This window comes from Mammaliicoccus sp. JADD-157 (assembly GCF_049310805.1).
GTDB lineage: Bacteria > Bacillota > Bacilli > Staphylococcales > Staphylococcaceae > Mammaliicoccus > Mammaliicoccus lentus.
On sequence record NZ_JBMOVZ010000002.1, the window covers coordinates 227,181 to 245,857 of the forward strand.

The window sequence follows — 18,677 nt, forward strand, 5'->3', positions numbered from 1 at the left end:
CCTAGCCTCTCAATTGTTCAATTCTTGCTAAAACACCGTCATATTTTTCTTGATAAGTTAATTTCTTTTCTTTTTCTTCATTGATGATTTTTTCAGGTGCTTTCGCAACGAATTTCTCATTGCTTAATTTTTTGTTCACACGATCAAGTTCTTTTTGCCATTTGTCTAATTCTTGTTGCAATCTTTCGATTTCTTTATCCATATCAATTAAACCTTCAAGCGGTAATATTACTGTAGCACCATACACTACTTCAGTCATCGCTTTTTCAGGAACTTCAATTTTAGTATCAATTATTAACTCACTAGGATTACAGAAACGTTCTAAATAATCCTTATTATTTATTAATTGTTCTTTTACTTTTTCATCTTTAGCTTCAATATGAATTGGTACTTCTTTAGACATAGGCGTATTAACTTCTCTACGTGCTTGACGAACTGATTTTATAATTTCAACTAATAATTGCATTGAAACTTTACTATTTTCATTAGACAATTCTGGTCTTACTTCTGGCCATGAAGCTTGGATAATCGTTTCACCCTCATGTGGTAGAGCTTGCCAAATATGTTCAGTAACGAAAGGCATAAATGGATGTAACATACGCATAGTTTGATCAAGTGTATATGATAAAACAGAACGCGTCATTTGTTTTTTAGACTCGTCGTCACTATTCATAGGAATTTTACTCATTTCAATATACCAATCACAGAATTCATCCCAAATAAAGTTATATAATACGCGTCCAACTTCGCCAAACTCATACTTATCACTTAACTCTGTAACATGAGCGATTGTTTCATTTAAACGTGTTAATATCCATTCATCAGCAACTGATTTTTCTCCCGATAAATCAATATCCTCAACTTTAAATGATTCACCTATATTCATTAAGCTAAAGCGAGAAGCGTTCCAAATTTTATTAATAAAGTTCCATACTGATTCAACTTTTTCTGTTGAATAACGTAAATCATGTCCTGGTGAAGAACCTGTAGCTAAGAAGTATCTTAAACTATCTGCACCGTACTCATCAATCACATCCATTGGGTCTACACCATTTCCTAGTGATTTACTCATCTTACGTCCATCTTCAGCTCTAACTAACCCGTGAAGTAAAACATCATTAAATGGTCTTTGATCAGTAAATTCTAAACCTTGGAAAATCATACGACTAACCCAGAAGAAAATAATATCATAACCAGTAACTAATGTATTAGTTGGGTAGTAACGTTTGAAGTCTTCATCTTCTACATTTGGCCAACCTAAAGTTGAGAATGGCCATAAAGCAGAACTAAACCAAGTGTCTAATACATCTTCGTCTTGAGTCCAATTTTCGATATCTGAAGGCGCTTCTTCGCCTACATATATTTCACCTGTTTCATTATGATACCACGCAGGAATTTGATGGCCCCACCATAATTGACGTGAAATAGTCCAATCACGAATATTTTCCATCCATCTGTTAAACGTGCCTTCAAAACGGTCTGGTACAAAATTAATTCGTCCATCAGTCTCTTGATTATCTAAAGCTTGTTTAGCTAATGGTTCCATTTTTACAAACCATTGAGTTGATAAATATGGTTCTACAACTGCACCACTTCGCTCTGAATGACCAACAGAATGCTCATGCTCTTCAACTTTAATCAATTCACCAGAAGCTTTTAAATCTTCTACTAATTGCTTACGACATTCAAAACGATCTAAACCATTATATTTACCTGCTAATTCATTCATCGTGCCATCTTCGTTCATTACATTGATTTTTTCTAATTGATGACGTTCACCAATTTCAAAGTCATTTGGATCATGAGCAGGTGTAACTTTCATTGCACCACTACCAAATTCCATATCAACATAGTCATCAGCTATAATTGGTAGTTCTCTACCAATTATCGGTAAAATAACAGATTTCCCTATAGAATCTTTGTATCTATCGTCATTTGGGTTAACAACGATTGCAGTGTCACCAAGCATCGTTTCGGGACGTGTAGTTGCAATTTCAATAGAACCTTCTTCATCTTTAAATGGATAATTTATATGATAAAAATGACCAGTGATATCTTCGTGAATTACTTCGATATCTGAGATAGCTGTTTTTGTTTGTGGATCCCAGTTAATGATTCTTTCACCACGATATATAAGATCTTTTTTATACATCTCAACAAATACTTTCTTTACAGCTTGAGATAAACCTTCATCTAAAGTAAATCTTTCGCGACTATAGTCTAATCCAAGACCTAACTTTGCCCATTGAGCACGGATAAAATCTGCATACTCTTCTTTCCAAGACCAAGAATGTTCTAAAAATTTCTCTCTACCTAAATCATGTCTCGTTAAACCTTGCTCATTTAATTTAGCTTCAACTTTAGCTTGAGTAGCAATACCAGCATGATCCATACCAGGAAGATAAAGTGTATCGTAGCCTTGCATTCTTTTCATTCTTGTTAAAATATCTTGTAATGTTGTATCCCATGCATGGCCTAAATGTAGTTTCCCAGTAACATTTGGGGGTGGGATTACAATTGTATAAGTTTCTCTATCTTTATTCTCACTTGGTTTAAAATAATCATTTTCTAACCATTGTTCATAACGACCTTCTTCAACCTTTTTAGGGTTGTACTTAGGTTCCATTTCCATATAAATCACTCCTCATTAATATAAAAAACCCGTCCTATAAACTAGGACGGGTTCAACCGTGGTACCACCTAAATTCAATATAAAATAAATTATATTGCACTCTTACGATTATCGCTCGCTCACGCATTAACCTACTTAGTTTCAGATAACGTTCCAAACAAGGCTACCTTCAATCACCATTAATATGCATTTTCACCAACCATGCACTCTCTATCATTAATCAATGATTTACTCTTCCTCTTTAAATATTCGATTACTTTAATAATATAAGTACCGACTATATAAGTCAATATTGATTTATATTAATTCTTATAATTTTTAGATTGTTTTGTTAAAAATACTTTTATTAATGGCGCAACGATTAGCAAAATGAAAAATATTCTAAATATATGGTAACTGGATATCATTGCAACATCACCACCTGTTTCTAAAGCTACAACAATTATTTGTGCCATACCTCCAGGTGCAGCGCTTAAGAATAAATCATTTATATTTTCATTAATAAATAGTTGGAATAAAAAGACGAGTAAAAAAGCACCAATAATAAGCATAATATTTTGAAATGCAATCGCAAAAATTGTTTTTTTCGTAATATTATCTATTAAATCAGCGATTTGAACCCCTATTCTAATACCAAATAGTATTTGAGCTATGATAATAAATTGATAATCTAAAGTGAAAACTTGGCCAGTTAATAAGTTCCAAGTTAACATGACTAAAATAGGAGATAATAAATAAGGAACTGGAAATCGGAATTTATAAAAAATGAGAAATGTTACCGCGATGCCAATTAAAATAATAAATAACTCTGGTATACTCAATACGTTAAATATAGAAGGTTCTTGTGCTACGTGACCACTTTGTTCACCATTACTACCATATATAGATGAAATAATAGGTACTAAAATAACTACGAACATAATTCTTGATGTTTGAGTTAAAGTAACTACTAATAAGTCAGCTTTTTTATTTTCTTCTGCCATAACAACCATTTGACTTAGCGCCCCAGGAATTGCACTTAACAAAGCAGTTTCAAATGTGACATTAGCAATTTTCTTAAAAACAATAGAAATTAATAATGCAATTAACAAAATGAATACTGACATTAGTACAATTTGTAACCATTCACCTTTAATATCATTTAATACAACAGGCGTAAAGGTTGACCCCATTTGTACACCTAATATTAAAAGACCTAAATTACCTAACCATGTTGGCCATATAATTTTTCTTTTCATGAATTTGATTACAATTAAACTCGCAAATATTGGGCCAAACATCCATGGTAAAATCATATGGATTTTATCAAGGAAAAACCCTAGTACGATAGCAAGTACACTTACTAATAAAATATTCCATTTATTACTATTCATGAAATAACACCTCGAATAGATTATATCATTTTTACAATTAAAGACCCCGAAAAACGGATTATAATCCAATTTTCCGGGGATATATTAAACTTATTTTACAATTCTTGATAGAGCATTATCAAAGGCTTGGATTGTTTTTTCAATATCTTCTTTCGTATGTGAAGTAGATAAGAACGTACCTTCAAATTGTGAAGGCGGTAAGAATACACCTTCTTTAGCCATTTCTCTATACATATTACTAAATAATTCTAGATCAGATTTATTAGCTTCGTCAAAATTCGTAACTGGGCCTTCATTTAAGAAGTAACCAATCATTGATCCAGCACGATTAACAGTTATTGGTACATTGTATTTACTGAATACATTTTTCAAACCGTCTTCTAATAAGTCTCCCAATTCATTGAAGTATTCATAACTTTCTTCAGTCAATTGAGTTAATGTAGCATAACCACTCGTCATAGCAAGTGGATTACCAGATAATGTACCCGCTTGATATACACTACCTACTGGTGCTATTTGTTCCATAATGTCTCTTCTACCACCAAAGGCGCCAACTGGTAAACCGCCACCAATTACTTTTCCAAGACAAGTTAAATCTGGTGTTACACCGAAGTAGCCTTGTGCACAATTATAACCAACTCTAAATCCAGTCATTACTTCATCAAAAATTAATAAAGTATCATTTGATGTAGTTATTTCACGAAGTCCTTCTAAAAATCCGTCAACAGGTGGTACAACACCCATATTACCTGCAACTGGTTCTACTATTACAGCTGCGATATCATCACCATAATGTTCGAAAGCTACCTTAACTGATTCAATATCGTTATAAGGTACTGTAATTGTATTTTTAGCTGTACCTTCTGGAACACCTGGAGAATCTGGTAGACCTAGAGTGGCAACACCAGAACCTGCTTTAATAAGCAATGAATCACTGTGTCCATGGTAACAACCTTCAAATTTCAATATTTTATTTTTTCCTGTAAAACCTCTAGCTAAACGCAATGCTGCTAGCGTAGCTTCAGTACCTGAAGAAACCATTCTCACCATTTCTATAGATGGTACACGATCAATAACTAATTGAGCCATTTTATTTTCAAGAATCGTTGACGCACCGAAAGAAGTCCCTTTGTCCACCGCTTCATGTAATGAATTTCTCACTTTATCATCAGCATGACCAAGGATTAATGGTCCCCAACTTAATACATAATCTATATACTCATTACCATCAATATCATAAATCTTTGAACCTTTACCATATTCCATGAATATTGGATCAGTGTCTACTGATTTAAATGCACGAACCGGACTGTTAACACCTCCAGGCATTAAATTTACGGCTTCGTTGTATGCTTGTATTGATTTTTCATAACGCATATTAGTATTCTCCTTCATCTAGATATTTACAAATGTCTTTTGCAAAGTAAGTAATAATCATATCTGCACCAGCACGTTTCATAGAAATCATTTGTTCCATAACAATTTTTTCTTCATCTATCCAACCATTTAACGCTGCTGCTTTAGTCATGCTATATTCTCCACTTACATTATAAGCAACTACAGGTACATCAGTATTATTACGTACATCACGAATAATATCTAAATAACTTAAAGCCGGTTTAACAATCATCATGTCACAACCTTCTTTTAAGTCACTTTCTAACTCTCTAAAAGCCTCTAATCTATTACTTGGATCCATTTGATAAGTCTTACGGTCTCCGAATGAAGGCGCACCATCTGCTGCTTCTCTAAATGGACCATAGAAACTTGATGCATATTTTATACCGTAACTCATAATAGGTATGTTTTTTAATCCTGCTTCATCTAAACCTTGTCTAATCTCCGTTACAAAGCCATCCATCATATTACTTGGTGCAATAATGTCTGCTCCTGCTTTTGCTTGTGATACAGCTGTCTTAACGAGTAATTTTAATGATTCATCGTTATCTACATCATGAGTCGTTTCATCTATAACACCACAGTGACCGTGGTCAGTATATTCACATAAACATGTATCTGCTACAACTAATAAATCAGGGAATTTACTTTTTGCTAAACGAGTGGCTTTCTGTATGATGCCGTCATCTACAAAAGCACCAGTACCACATGCGTCTTTTTCATTTGGAATACCGAAGAACATAACACCTCTTACACCTAAGTCATAAGCTTCTTTAAGTTCTTCTTCTAATAAGTTTAAGCTTAATTGATATATACCTGGCATAGACGTTATTTCATTTTTAATGTTATCTTCTTCTATTACAAAAATAGGATAAATTAAATCTGCTTTATGAACATAAGTTTCTTTTACAAGGTTTCTCATTGATTGTGAAGATCTTAATCTTCTATGTCTATCAAATTTCATTACTCTACCTCTTCCAATATTTTATTTAACATATCATTCAGTGTTGCACGTGGAGCAACTTTACATCCTTGATGGTATGTTTTTAATTTTTCTTCTGTTATTTCACCAATCGCATACACTTCAATATTATCAATCTTATTATACTTTTCAAAATAACTCGACACAGCAGATGAACTAGAAAATGTAACATGCGTTACTTCGTTATTTTCAATAAGTTCATGAACTTTATCTACATTTTCATAATTCGTTTTTGGTTCGTAAATATGAAGTCGTTGAACTTCATTGTCCCATTCTCTCAAATGGTCTGTTAATTTATTTCTTGCTAGTCTACTACAAGGGATTAATATTGATTGTTTATGCAATCGATTCTCTAAAGAATCCAATAAACCTTCTTGTGTAAATGTACTTGGCATAACTTCAATCGGTATTGAATAATCTTCAGCGAGTGCTTTAGTTTTTGTACCGATTGCTGCTATATGCTTTACATTTATTAAATTTAAATATGGCTGAAATAATTTAATGGCGTTTACAGACGTAAAAATAAGCCAATCATAGTATGGTTTTATACAAGATTCGTCAACTTCGATTGGAACAATATCTATAAAAGGATAATGTTTCAGTTCTATATCTTCGCGTTGAACAGTTCTTGTACTTGTAACCACTACAATTGGCTTCATTTTAACGACTCCTTATTACGCTTCTTCTTCATTTAGCTTTCTAATAATCTCATAAGCACCTTGGGCTTTTAACTCGTCAGATACTTCTTTACCTATTTCTACTGGATCAGTTCCAACTTTAGTAGATTCATATCTTTCTTTACCATCTGGTGACATTATTAAACCTGTGAATGTAATTTCGTTGCCTTCTTTAGTTGCATAACCAGCAATAGGCACTTTACAACTACCATCCATTTCACTTAAGAAAGTTCTTTCACTTGTAACACATGTTTTAACTTCTTCATCATGAACAGCATTTAATATATCTAGTAATTCTTTATCATCACTTCTACATTCGATGCCAAGCGCACCTTGACCGATTGCTGGCATCATCGTATCTTCACGTAAGTACTCTGTAACTATATCGTCACCCCAGCCCATACGTTTTAATCCAGCTGCTGCTAATATAATTGCATCAAAATCTTCAGTACGTAACTTTTCTAAACGTGTATCAATATTACCTCTTATCCATTTAATTTCTAGATGTGGGTATTTCGCTAAAATTTGAGCGCCTCTTCGTAATGAGCTTGTCCCAACAATACTGCCTGGTTTTAAATCAGCTAGTTTGACGTGATTGTTAGCTACATATGCATCAAAAGGTATTTCACGTGGTGGTATGCAACCTAATGTAAGACCATCAGGTAACACACTTGGCACATCTTTCAATGAATGAATAGCAAAATCAATTTCACGATCGAATAAAGCTTGTTGAATTTCTTTAACGAACAAACCTTTTCCACCTACTTTAGATAATTGAACATCAATTATTTTATCGCCTTTAGTGACAATTTCTTTAATTTCAATATCTAAATCTGGAAATTTTTCTTTCAATTTATCAATAAATTGCTGACTTTGTGTCATCGCTAATTTACTTCTTCTTGAGCCGACAATAATTTTACGCATATTTTCCTCCATGATCATTTAGTTAAACCATTGATGAAATCCTGAAAATTTCGAAACCACCAAATAATTTATCATACAAACTAAGAATATCATAATATTAGCAACTACTAATGTCTTAGTTTTAACAGTTTTTCTTACTCGTAGGAATAAATATATACCATATAGCAATAAGACAATTAATGATCCAATTACTTTTAAGTCCAACCAAATCTCACTACCAATAATGATTAGACCCCATTGTATTCCTAATATTAAACTTATTAACAAGACTAAGAAGCCTACTAAAGAAAATCTAAATACATTTTGCTCTAGCTGTTCAATGCTTCCCATTCTAAAAAACTTTTGGTTAAATGTCTTTTCTTTTAAATTTTTTCTTTGTAATAAGTATAAAATTGCATGTGATGTACTCAATGCAAAGATAACATAACTCAAAATCGCTAATGAAATATGAATGAGTAATAATTCATTCATCATGTTTGCGGCAGTATTTTCGGCATCATATTGTTCAGGTCTGAAAGTATGAATTGTTAAAAATACAAAACCAATTAAATTAATTATAAATACTGTTAAGTCAGTTGATTTAAAATAGTTTAAAACTAACGAAACTGTAATAATCATCCAGGTGTAAAAATAAAAACCTTCAAATAGGGTTAATATCGGAAATTGTTTAGTCGTAATGATATACATGCATAAAAAGATTGTTTGAAATATCCAAACAATCCCTAATGCATAGTAACCAAGTTTTCGTACTTTATTATTCTTTTGAATAAAATCATAAAAGTAACACCCTAAACATATCATATAGATGATTAAAACAACCTCATGCAAACGTACTGCAATTATATCTTGCATAGCATCACCATTTAATTAAATTAAGATTCAACTGTATTAGGCGTCAATTGAACTTGTTTAGATTCTTTCTTTGTTTCTGTTTTATTTTCATTTATTCTCTCAACTTCATTTGTAATGTTGAAGATTTCTTGGAATAATTCTAATTTTTCATCAGATTTTTTATCTGTTGATAATTCTTTAGCTTGTGTAATAGGATCTTTAAGTAACTGATTGACGATGCTCTTCATATGTTTAGAGATTACTTTACGTTCTCTTTCAGTCATGTCAGGTAATTTTCTCTCAATGCTTGTCATTGTATCTTGTTGTATGTGAGAAGCTTTGTCTCTCAAAGCAGTTATTACTGGTACAACACCTAACATATTAACCCACTCTTCATGCTTATCAATTTCTTTAGCAATTAATAGTTCAATTTCTCGCGCAGCTTTCTCACGTTCTGCTAAGTTTGCATCTACTAGACCATTTAAGTCGTCTACATCATAATTAAACATTAATTCTAAATCGTTAACTTCTGGATCAATATCACGTGGAACAGCAATGTCGATAAGAACTAAAGGTTTATGCCTTCTAAATCTTTCAACATCTCTCATCATATCTTTTGTTAATACATATTGCTCAGCACTTGTTGAACTAATTACAATATCAGCTTCCATTAAAGAACATTGCAATTCGTTTATGCTTTTTGCTACACCTTTATATTGCATAGCTAAAGCCTCAGCTTTTGCAACAGTACGGTTTAAAACAGTTATATCTGTCACGCCACTACCGTTCAAATTCGCAACAGCTAATTCTGCCATCTCACCGGCACCTATGATTAACGCTTTTTTATTATCTAATCTGCCTAATACTTTTTTAGATAGTTCTACTGCAGCATAAGAAACTGAAACAGCATTAGATGCGATATCTGTTTCACTGTGAGCACGTTTAGCTAATGTAACTGCTTGTTTAAATAAACGATTAAACATCGTTCCAGTAGTTACTTCTGTTTGTGCAGTTTGGAAAGCGTCTTTCATTTGTCCTAAAATTTGAGTTTCACCTAATACCATAGAATCTAACCCAGATGTCACTCTGAATAGATGTTCTATTGCATCATTCTCAGTTAGAACATTTGTATACGTCTTAATTGTATCTAATGATTGATTAAACCAGTCAGCTAAAAATGATTGTATATAGTATCTGCCTGTGTGTATTTGATCTACTACGGCATATACTTCTGTTCTATTACATGTTGATAAGATTACACATTCTAATATAGATTTTTTGTTACTAAGAGTTACAAGCGCGTTTTCAATTTCTTGATCATTAAACGCTAATTTCTCGCGCATCGCAACGTCTGCAGTTTTATAGTTTACACTTACTACAACTACATGCACTTCTAACGCCCCCATTAATTTATGTCCAATGTCTTAATTATAACATTTCTAATCTAGGAATGTGAGGAATTTGTTTAAATAAATTGTGACAATAATGCCCAAATATTGTCCGTCTTGTCTTTATTTAATGAAGAATAACTAATTAATACGTCCTCAGATTCTATTTCCAGTGTTTCTCGAATAATTTTGAGATGTTTTTGAACTTTACCTTTTGGTATTTTGTCTTCCTTAGTAGCAACTATAATCGTAGGTATTTCAAAATGCTTTAAGTAATCGTACATCAATATATCATCTTGTGTAGGTTTGTGGCGTATATCTATAAGTTGTATTACACATTTAAGTTCTTTTCTCGTTGTTAAGTACTGTTCAATCATCTTGCCGAATTGTTCTCTTTGTTTTTTACTTACTTTAGCATAACCATATCCAGGCACATCTACAAATATTAATTGTTCATCAATGTTAAAAAAGTTTAAAGTTTGCGTTTTACCTGGTTTAGATGAAGTTCTCGCTACTTTTTTTCTAGAAATAAGTGTGTTAATAAATGTTGATTTACCTACATTTGATCTTCCACTTAATGCTATTTCAGGTAAGCCCGTTTCCGGATATTGCTTAGACTCTACTGCACTAATTATAATGTCTACATTATTTGGATTTATTTTCATTGTAATCTCCTACATCATTCGTTTCTTTTATTATAGCTTAAATCATTAAATAATTAAACATAGCAATGTAGTGAAACAACGAGCTCTTATTTTTAAAAAGTCTTTTTAATGTCACCACTGCTAAAGAAAGAGTCCGAGACAATTATCATGTCCCGGACTCTAGATTTTATAATTTAAGCTGATGTTTTTTCATCGTTTAATAAGTTACCTTCGCTATCATATAAGCTTGGGTTCTTATGATCTCTAATTGTCTCTTCTGTTATAACGACTTTCGTTACATCATCGCTTGATGGAATATCAAACATGATATCAATTAGAGCTTCTTCAATGATTGAACGAAGACCACGAGCACCAGTCTTGCGCTCTATAGCTAATTCACTGATAGCACCTAAAGCCTCATCAGAGAATTCAAGTTCTACATCGTCTAGCTCTAACATTTTAGTATATTGTTTAACTAAAGCATTTTTCGGTTTAGTTAAGATATTTTTAAGAGCTTCAACATCTAACGTATCTAAGTTAGCTACAATTGGAATACGACCAATAAATTCAGGAATTAAACCATATGACTGTAAGTCTTCAGGTCTAATTTGTGAAAGTAATGATTCTTCATCGCTGATTTCTTCTCCAGCACTACTAAAACCAATTACCTTTTCACCTAAACGACGTTTAATAACTTCATCAATACCATCAAAGGCACCACCAAGAATAAATAAGATATTTGTTGTATCAATTTGGATAAATTCTTGGTTAGGATGTTTTCTTCCTCCTTGAGGTGGTACGCTTGCTGTTGTACCTTCAAGAATTTTAAGAAGTGCTTGTTGAACACCTTCACCTGATACATCACGAGTTATTGAAGTATTTTCAGATTTACGTGCAATTTTGTCAATTTCATCCACATAGATGATTCCTTTTTCAGCACTTTCAACATCAAAGTCTGCAGCTTGAATTAATCTTAATAATATATTTTCAACGTCTTCACCAACGTAACCTGCTTCAGTTAAACTTGTAGCATCTGCAATTGCAAATGGAACATTTAATGATTTAGCTAATGTCTGAGCTAGTAATGTTTTACCACTACCAGTTGGACCTATTAGTGCAATATTACTTTTTTGTAATTCAATACCATCTTCACTTTCTGAAGGTTGTTGAACACGTTTGTAATGGTTATAAACAGCTACTGCTAATGATTTTTTAGCGCTTTCTTGACCAATTACATAGTCATTTAATTGCTCTAATATTTCTTTAGGTGTAGGAACTTCAGTAAATTGTTCTGGTTCTTGTGATTTTAACTCTTCTTCTACTATTTCTGAACAAAGTTCTATACATTCATTACAAATGTAAACACCACTACCAGCTACAAGTTTCTTAACTTGATCTTGTTCTTTACCACAGAAAGAACATTTTAAATTTTCTTCACCATCGTTAAATTTAAACATTTTTACACCCCTATTCTTCTTCTAGACTATACTAAAAGTACTTTATTATTTCAAATTAAACGGGTTAAAAAAGAATAGTAGCAGAAATATTCTGCTACTATGATCTATTTTAATACCGAATAACGATTATGCTTCTTTAGATTCATTAACTAATAAGTCGATAACTTTTTGGATTTTTAGGTCATTAACTAAGATATCATTATTACCTAAAGTAGATTTAATATCTTCTACAGATAATCCGAATTGTTCACTCATTTTTGTTAACTCAGCTTCAACATCTTCGTCTGAAATTTCAATGTTCTCAGCATCCGCAATAGCTCTTAAAGTTAAATTAGTTTTAACACGTTTTTCAGCGTCTTCTTTCATTTGAGCTTTAAGTTCTTCTTCTGATTGTCCTGAGAATTGATAATATAAATCAAGGTTTAATCCTTGTTGAGAAATACGTTGTTCAAACTCTTGCATCATACGATCTAATTCAGTGTTAATCATAGCTTCTGGAATATCTACAGTAGCATTATCAGAAGCTTTTGTAATTGCTTCTTCTTTTTCAGTAGCGTCAGCTTGGTTAACTTTAGCTTCTTCTAAGTCTTTACGTAATTTTTCTTTATATTCATCAACTGTTTTTACAGATTCATCTAGTTCTTGAGCTAATTCATCATCTAATTCAGGAACTTCTTTACCTTTAACTTCGTTGATTTCTGTTTTGAAAGTAGCTTCTTTACCAGCTAATTCTTCAGCGTGGTATTCTTCAGGGAATGTGACAACAACATCTTTGCTATCATTAGCTTTAAGACCGATAAGTTGTTCTTCAAATCCTGGAATAAATGAACCTGAACCAATTTCAAGATCATAACCTTCAGCTTGTCCACCTTCAAAAGCTTCTCCATCAACATAGCCATCAAAGTTAATGTTAGCTACATCACCTTCAGCAATTTCACCATCTTTAACTGTTAATTCAGCTTGACGACTTACCGCATCATTTAAAGCTTCTTCGAATTCTTCGTCAGTTACTTCACGGTCTTGCTTTTCAATAGCTAAACCTTTGTATTCACCTAATTCTACTTCAGGTTCTACAGTTACAGTTGCTTCAAAGATAAGTTCTTTACCTTTTTCCATTTGTGTAACATCGATTTCTGGACGATCAACAGGGTTGATTTCTGCTTCCTCTACTGCATTACCATATGCTTCAGGTAAAATAAAATCTAAAGCATCTTGGTATAATGATTCAACACCAAATCTTTGTTCAAATAATGGTCTTGGCATTTTACCTTTACGGAAACCAGGCACATTAATTTGTTTAACAACTTTTTTGAATGCTTTGTCTAATCCTTTATCTACTTCTTCTTTTGGAACCGTAACAGTTAATAAACCTTGGTTGCCTTCTTTCTTTTCCCATGTTGCTGTCATGAATAAAAACCTCCGTGATTATCCTAATTTATTAATTTTCAACTCTTTAATTATAACATAGCTTTTCAATGTTTCAACTATAGTGTTTATATTCATTCAAATTTCTGAATAACGCCAATAAATTGTTCCCAATCATCTTGGCTCACACTTTCATAGTTAGCGTCTATATTAAGGCGTTCTGATAAAAGTTTCAAGTAACATGCTATTAAAACTTCATTTTTAATAGATTTAAATTCGATTGGATAAAGTAAAATGGCATGTTGATTTAATATAGAGTTACTTAATTCTATAGACGCTGGGCTATCTATTTCAAGTTGTTCAATAATTTTAGGTATAATATTTATTTTAAAATCTGTTCTTTCAATGCCACTAAGTTCTGTAGGAACAATAGCTATATTTGTATCTATTTTATTAAATTTAACTTCAGCTGACCATTCTCCCAAACGTAAATACTCTAATATTAAGCTTTGAACATTTGGATGTAACGGTTCATTCTCAATAATTTGAGCTAATGTTAAATTGAAAATACCTAGATGGTTATCTATTAAATCTATTAATAATTGCACTTGTTCCTCAAAGTTTGTATCTTTAAAAGTTTTTAAAATTTCTGAAGCTTTAAGTTTCCTTTGTTCTAGCTTATCTTTTGCTAAATCTTGCATTGGTATTAAAGTCATTCTTGTTGCATGGTCAATAGCTTCATCTTTAATTTGATTTATGATTTCCACTACAGTTTGATACTGTTCTAATTGAAATAGGCTTTCTACAAAATATATTACAACTTGATCATATTGTTCGTGACCTTGGTTTAATAATATACTTGCTTCTTCTCTTAATTCTAGATAATGACCGCAAGACTTTAAAACTTCACATTTCATCAACGATAATTGTTCATCCATTTCAAAATGTTGTTCATATGTTTCGAATGATTCATATGCTTTATCATATTCACCATCTTGCATTGAAGTTTTAATATTTGTAATTAATTGATTCTTTAATTTAGGAAATGGAATGATATCAGACAAGGTCACTCACCTCTTCTATATAAGCCGTCTATAATTAAGCTACTCCATGTTTCATAATTTTTATTATTCGCTAAATCTGATTGTTTAACCCAATTAATTTTCAAAGTATCAGTTTCTTTAGATTCAACACTTGATTCATTTACTTTTAATTTGAAAACTAATCCGATGTGTACTTTACCAACTTCGTTTTGGTCGTCATTAATAAAGCCGATTAGTTCCATATTTTTAACATTTTCTTTATCAAGCCCTACTTCTTCTTCTAATTCTCTTTCTGCATTATCTCGAATCACTTCTTCTACATTTGTAGCATTTGGAACATCATTCATATGACCGCCTACACCAATAGAACTTAAGCCATGAAGTCTACCTTCTCCTCCACCTGTTAGTCGTTCATATACAAGTATTTCATCATTTTCATTTTCTAAAATACAATATGAAATAAGTTGTTTATATGAAGGGTCTTCTTCCATGTCCCCACGTCTTTTAACTTCGTACTCATTAATTGTTTCATAAATATATTTCGTTTCTTCATCTTGAATAGATTTAAAACCATCGAATTGATAAGCTTCATCTTTAAAAATTGTCTTTCTAGGGACAACTGTAATCATTTCATCAAATTTAGACATAGTATTCTCCTTATAAGTTGTTCTTCTTTATTTTATCAAAGCGTATATAAGGCGTAAAGAAGATACCTTTATATTAAACTTAATCTTCTTTATAAAAAAGGAGCGGGACAGAAATCTTTTATCTAAAAGATTTCGTAGTCCCACTCCCTCAATTTTTATTATTTTGCTAAAGCATCTTTAGCTTTAGTAGCTAATTCAGCAAAAGCTTTTTCGTCTGAAATAGCGATTTCAGATAACATTTTACGGTTAACTTCGATACCAGCTAATTTAAGACCATTCATTAAACGGCTGTAACTGATGTCGTTTTGACGAGCCGCAGCGTTGATACGAGCAATCCATAATTTACGGAATTCACGTTTTTTCTGACGACGGTCACGGTAAGCATAGTTACCTGATTTCATAACTTGTTGCTTAGCAACTTTGTATAATGTATGTTTTGATCCAAAGTAACCTTTAGATAATTTTAAGACTTTTTTACGACGAGCTCTCGTCACTGTTCCACCTTTAACACGTGGCATGATAATTCCTCCTTGAACTGGACCATTAGTCCAATAAATTTATTATTTTACGTACGTTAACATTTGTTTAACTCGTTTTACATCTGATTTAGATACTAAAGTAGATTTACGTAATTGACGTTTAGCTTTAGTTGATTTGTTTGCGAATAAGTGTGAAGTAAACGCTCTAGAACGCTTTAATTGTCCTGAACCAGTTCTTTTAACACGTTTAGCTGCTCCGCGATGAGTTTTCATTTTAGGCATTGAGTTTTCCTCCTAGTATTTCGGTTTATTTTTCGTTTGTGATAGGCGCTAACATTAGGAACATTGAACGCCCTTCCATTTTAGGTCTTTGCTCAACTGTTGCTATATCTTTACAAGATTCTGCAAAGCGTTCAAGCACGCGTTGACCAATTTCTTTATGCGTAATCGCACGACCTCTAAATCTAATAGATACTTTAACTTTATCTTCTTTAGATAAGAATTTTTGAGCATGTTTTAGTTTAGTTTCAAAGTCGTGTTCTTCGATAGTTGGACTCAATCGAATTTCTTTAACATTAACAACTTTTTGCTTTTTACGAATTTCTTTTTCTTTTTTCTGTTGTTCGAATTTATATTTTCCGTAATCCATAATTCTTGCAACAGGTGGTTTAGCACCAGGTGCTACGATAACAACGTCTAAATCTACTCTTTCAGCCATTTCAATAGCTTCTTGTTTAGATTTAACACCTATCTGTTCACCATCTTGGCCAATTAGTCGAAGTTCTTTTGCGCGAATTCTGTCGTTAACTTGAGTCTGATCTTTAGCTATGGTTGACACCTCCTAGATTTTTACGAAGTCGTCCAAGAAAAAAAGAGCGAATGCATAAATGCACCCGCTCTTATCCATAAACATTAAAGGTTTATTTTTACCTGCCAACTGCTTAAAGCGTCACTACAGGTGAGAAGCGGGTATGCTTCTACTTGGTCCGTTTCGTATTCAACATGACCTATCATACCAACTATAAACCTTTATGTCAATATTTATTTAATATTCTTTTCGAATTCTTCCATATCAACATCTTGACTTAAGTCCACTTTTTCTAATGGAATTAATTTCGTTTTATATTTTAACTTATGGAAAATGTAAAATACTAAGAATACAGGAATACCCATATAAGTAATGAAAAATCTTCTAGGATCAAATTCACCCGTTTGTATAAAGTCTACATCTTGGCCTACTATGACAATCGCACATAATATAAATGCAAACAATGGACCAAATGGGAATAATTTAGCTTTATATTTTAGTTTTGTTTTATCATAATCTTGTAAATCAAAAGCTCTTCTAAATCTATAATGACTAATCGCAATACCTAACCAAGCAATGAAGCCTGTCATACCTGAAGCTGCGATAATATATTCATAAGCGCCACCACTTAAATGTTCTATTATAAATATTAATACAACTACAAATGCAGTAGCGATTAACGCTGTATAAGGTACACCAGCTTTATTTGTTTTTGAAAATACTGGTGAAGCCAATTTATCTTTACTCATTGAAAACAGCATTCTTACAGAAGCATACATACCTGAGTTGCCTGCTGATAATACTGAAGTTAAGATTACTGCGTTCATAAATGAAGCTGCAAATGCTAATCCTGCATTTTCAAATACAAGCGTGAATGGCGATTTAGCAATTTCATCTCCACCCATTAGGTTTGGATTTGTGTACGGAATAATCATTCCTATTACAAATATAGCTAAAATGTAAAATAGTAATATTCTCCAAAACACTTGTTTAATTGCTTTCGGCACTGCTCTTTCAGGATTTTCAGATTCTCCTGCCGTAATACCAATAAGTTCTGTACCTTGGAATGAGAACCCTGCAACTAAGAATACTCCTAATGTTAATAAGAATGTATTCACATTTGAATCTCCTAGGAACGGTGCATCTCCTACAACAAAATTATCAAACCCTAAGTATTGACCACCTATAATACCAAATATCGTTAATAAACCGATACCGATAAAGATAATAACTGTTGCAACTTTAATAAATGCAAACCAGTACTCACTTTCACCATAAACTCTAACAGATAGTGCGTTAAGACCAAATATAATCAACATGAATATGATACTCCATAGCCATGAAGGTAATATTTCTAATGGTTCCCAATAGCTAATAACTTGAGAAGCAATTGTAATATCAGCTGCTACTGTAATAACCCAGTTAAACCAATAGTTCCAACCTAAAGCGAAACCTAATGATGGATCAACAAATCTTGTAGCATATGTACTAAATGATCCCGAAACTGGTAAATATGTTGCCATTTCTCCTAACGATGTCATAAGGAAGAAGACCATAATACCAACTACTGCATATGCTAATAATGCACCCCCTGGTCCCGCGTCTCTTATAGCACCACCCGAAGTCATAAATAAACCTGTACCGATACAACCACCGATAGCAATCATAGAGATGTGTCTATCTTTTAACTTCCTTTGAATATTATTAGTTGTTTTTTCTTGCGACATTGATCTTTCCCTTTCTACAATTCCACAATAGAGCCACTAAAAAAGTCGCATACCCTATTCGATATGCGACCATATATGAACATTCCATACAAATTGGTAGCACATCACTTAGTGTGACAGTCCAGTATTTATTTAACACTGGCCCAATAAATAGCATTATGGTCACTATTTATTTCGGCAATATCCCCTTTCTACATTTCAACATATGTGCCATAACACTTCTGAATGTATAATCTTGAACATCGCAACCTCTAACTCATTACTGAGGAATATTAAATTAATTTTTACTATTAAACTATAAC

The 18,677-nt window shown here is 32.4% G+C and carries 17 protein-coding genes, 1 riboswitch and 2 other annotated features; all 17 genes read right to left on the minus strand.

Annotation, left to right across the window (positions count from 1 at the left end; all coding sequences use genetic code 11):
- Position 1: 1 nt before the first annotated feature.
- Positions 2 to 2,632 (minus strand): valine--tRNA ligase, encoded by a 2,631-nt coding sequence (locus ACO6VN_RS07670; protein WP_194201334.1) that lies wholly within the window; start codon positions 2,630 to 2,632, stop codon positions 2 to 4.
- Positions 2,633 to 2,671: 39 nt separating this feature from the next.
- Positions 2,672 to 2,886, minus strand: a binding site (T-box leader).
- Positions 2,887 to 2,934: 48 nt separating this feature from the next.
- Positions 2,935 to 4,005: an AbrB family transcriptional regulator gene (locus tag ACO6VN_RS07675; protein ID WP_016999287.1), complete on the minus strand. Its 1,071-nt coding sequence runs from the start codon at positions 4,003 to 4,005 to the stop codon at positions 2,935 to 2,937.
- A 90-nt stretch (positions 4,006 to 4,095) separates the two neighbouring features.
- The gene (gene hemL, locus ACO6VN_RS07680) at positions 4,096 to 5,382 is read right to left on the minus strand and encodes a glutamate-1-semialdehyde 2,1-aminomutase (RefSeq protein WP_216683884.1); all 1,287 of its coding nucleotides are present in this window, start codon (positions 5,380 to 5,382) and stop codon (positions 4,096 to 4,098) included.
- A gap of 1 nt (position 5,383) precedes the next feature.
- Entirely contained in the window at positions 5,384 to 6,367 is a 984-nt protein-coding gene (gene hemB / locus ACO6VN_RS07685) for a porphobilinogen synthase (protein WP_194201336.1), read from the minus strand.
- On the minus strand, positions 6,367 to 7,044 hold the full coding sequence (locus tag ACO6VN_RS07690) for a uroporphyrinogen-III synthase (RefSeq protein WP_216683885.1): 678 nt from the start codon (positions 7,042 to 7,044) through the stop codon (positions 6,367 to 6,369). Before ACO6VN_RS07690 ends, hemB begins: the two co-directional genes overlap by 1 nt.
- 15 nt (positions 7,045 to 7,059) lie before the next feature.
- A complete protein-coding gene (gene hemC, locus ACO6VN_RS07695) occupies positions 7,060 to 7,986 on the minus strand; it encodes a hydroxymethylbilane synthase (RefSeq protein WP_016999291.1) in 927 nt (308 codons plus the stop codon).
- An 18-nt stretch (positions 7,987 to 8,004) separates the two neighbouring features.
- A complete protein-coding gene (locus tag ACO6VN_RS07700) occupies positions 8,005 to 8,838 on the minus strand; it encodes a cytochrome C assembly family protein (RefSeq protein WP_016999292.1) in 834 nt (277 codons plus the stop codon).
- Positions 8,839 to 8,858: 20 nt separating this feature from the next.
- Positions 8,859 to 10,208 carry a glutamyl-tRNA reductase gene (gene hemA / locus ACO6VN_RS07705; protein WP_016999293.1) on the minus strand — a complete coding sequence of 450 codons (1,350 nt, stop codon included), beginning with the start codon at positions 10,206 to 10,208 and terminating at the stop codon, positions 8,859 to 8,861.
- Between the two features lie 74 nt (positions 10,209 to 10,282).
- A complete protein-coding gene (gene yihA / locus ACO6VN_RS07710) occupies positions 10,283 to 10,870 on the minus strand; it encodes a ribosome biogenesis GTP-binding protein YihA/YsxC (RefSeq protein ID WP_016999294.1) in 588 nt (195 codons plus the stop codon).
- A 173-nt stretch (positions 10,871 to 11,043) separates the two neighbouring features.
- The gene (gene clpX, locus ACO6VN_RS07715; protein ID WP_016999295.1) at positions 11,044 to 12,306 is read right to left on the minus strand and encodes an ATP-dependent Clp protease ATP-binding subunit ClpX; all 1,263 of its coding nucleotides are present in this window, start codon (positions 12,304 to 12,306) and stop codon (positions 11,044 to 11,046) included.
- Positions 12,307 to 12,432: 126 nt separating this feature from the next.
- The gene (gene tig / locus ACO6VN_RS07720) at positions 12,433 to 13,713 is read right to left on the minus strand and encodes a trigger factor (RefSeq protein WP_016999296.1); all 1,281 of its coding nucleotides are present in this window, start codon (positions 13,711 to 13,713) and stop codon (positions 12,433 to 12,435) included.
- A 92-nt stretch (positions 13,714 to 13,805) separates the two neighbouring features.
- Entirely contained in the window at positions 13,806 to 14,735 is a 930-nt protein-coding gene (locus tag ACO6VN_RS07725) for a hypothetical protein (RefSeq protein WP_064204339.1), read from the minus strand.
- A 2-nt stretch (positions 14,736 to 14,737) separates the two neighbouring features.
- The gene (locus ACO6VN_RS07730; RefSeq protein ID WP_194201338.1) at positions 14,738 to 15,361 is read right to left on the minus strand and encodes an NUDIX domain-containing protein; all 624 of its coding nucleotides are present in this window, start codon (positions 15,359 to 15,361) and stop codon (positions 14,738 to 14,740) included.
- A gap of 158 nt (positions 15,362 to 15,519) precedes the next feature.
- On the minus strand, positions 15,520 to 15,879 hold the full coding sequence (gene rplT, locus ACO6VN_RS07735; protein ID WP_016999299.1) for a 50S ribosomal protein L20: 360 nt from the start codon (positions 15,877 to 15,879) through the stop codon (positions 15,520 to 15,522).
- A gap of 42 nt (positions 15,880 to 15,921) precedes the next feature.
- The gene (rpmI, locus tag ACO6VN_RS07740) at positions 15,922 to 16,122 is read right to left on the minus strand and encodes a 50S ribosomal protein L35 (RefSeq protein WP_016999300.1); all 201 of its coding nucleotides are present in this window, start codon (positions 16,120 to 16,122) and stop codon (positions 15,922 to 15,924) included.
- A gap of 25 nt (positions 16,123 to 16,147) precedes the next feature.
- Positions 16,148 to 16,678 carry a translation initiation factor IF-3 gene (gene infC / locus ACO6VN_RS07745; RefSeq protein WP_064204340.1) on the minus strand — a complete coding sequence of 177 codons (531 nt, stop codon included), beginning with the start codon at positions 16,676 to 16,678 and terminating at the stop codon, positions 16,148 to 16,150.
- 23 nt (positions 16,679 to 16,701) lie between these two features.
- Positions 16,702 to 16,829, minus strand: a sequence feature (ribosomal protein L20 leader region).
- A 52-nt stretch (positions 16,830 to 16,881) separates the two neighbouring features.
- Entirely contained in the window at positions 16,882 to 18,375 is a 1,494-nt protein-coding gene (locus ACO6VN_RS07750) for an amino acid permease (RefSeq protein WP_064204341.1), read from the minus strand.
- Between the two features lie 89 nt (positions 18,376 to 18,464).
- Positions 18,465 to 18,637: riboswitch (Lysine riboswitch) on the minus strand.
- Positions 18,638 to 18,677 lie beyond the last annotated feature (40 nt).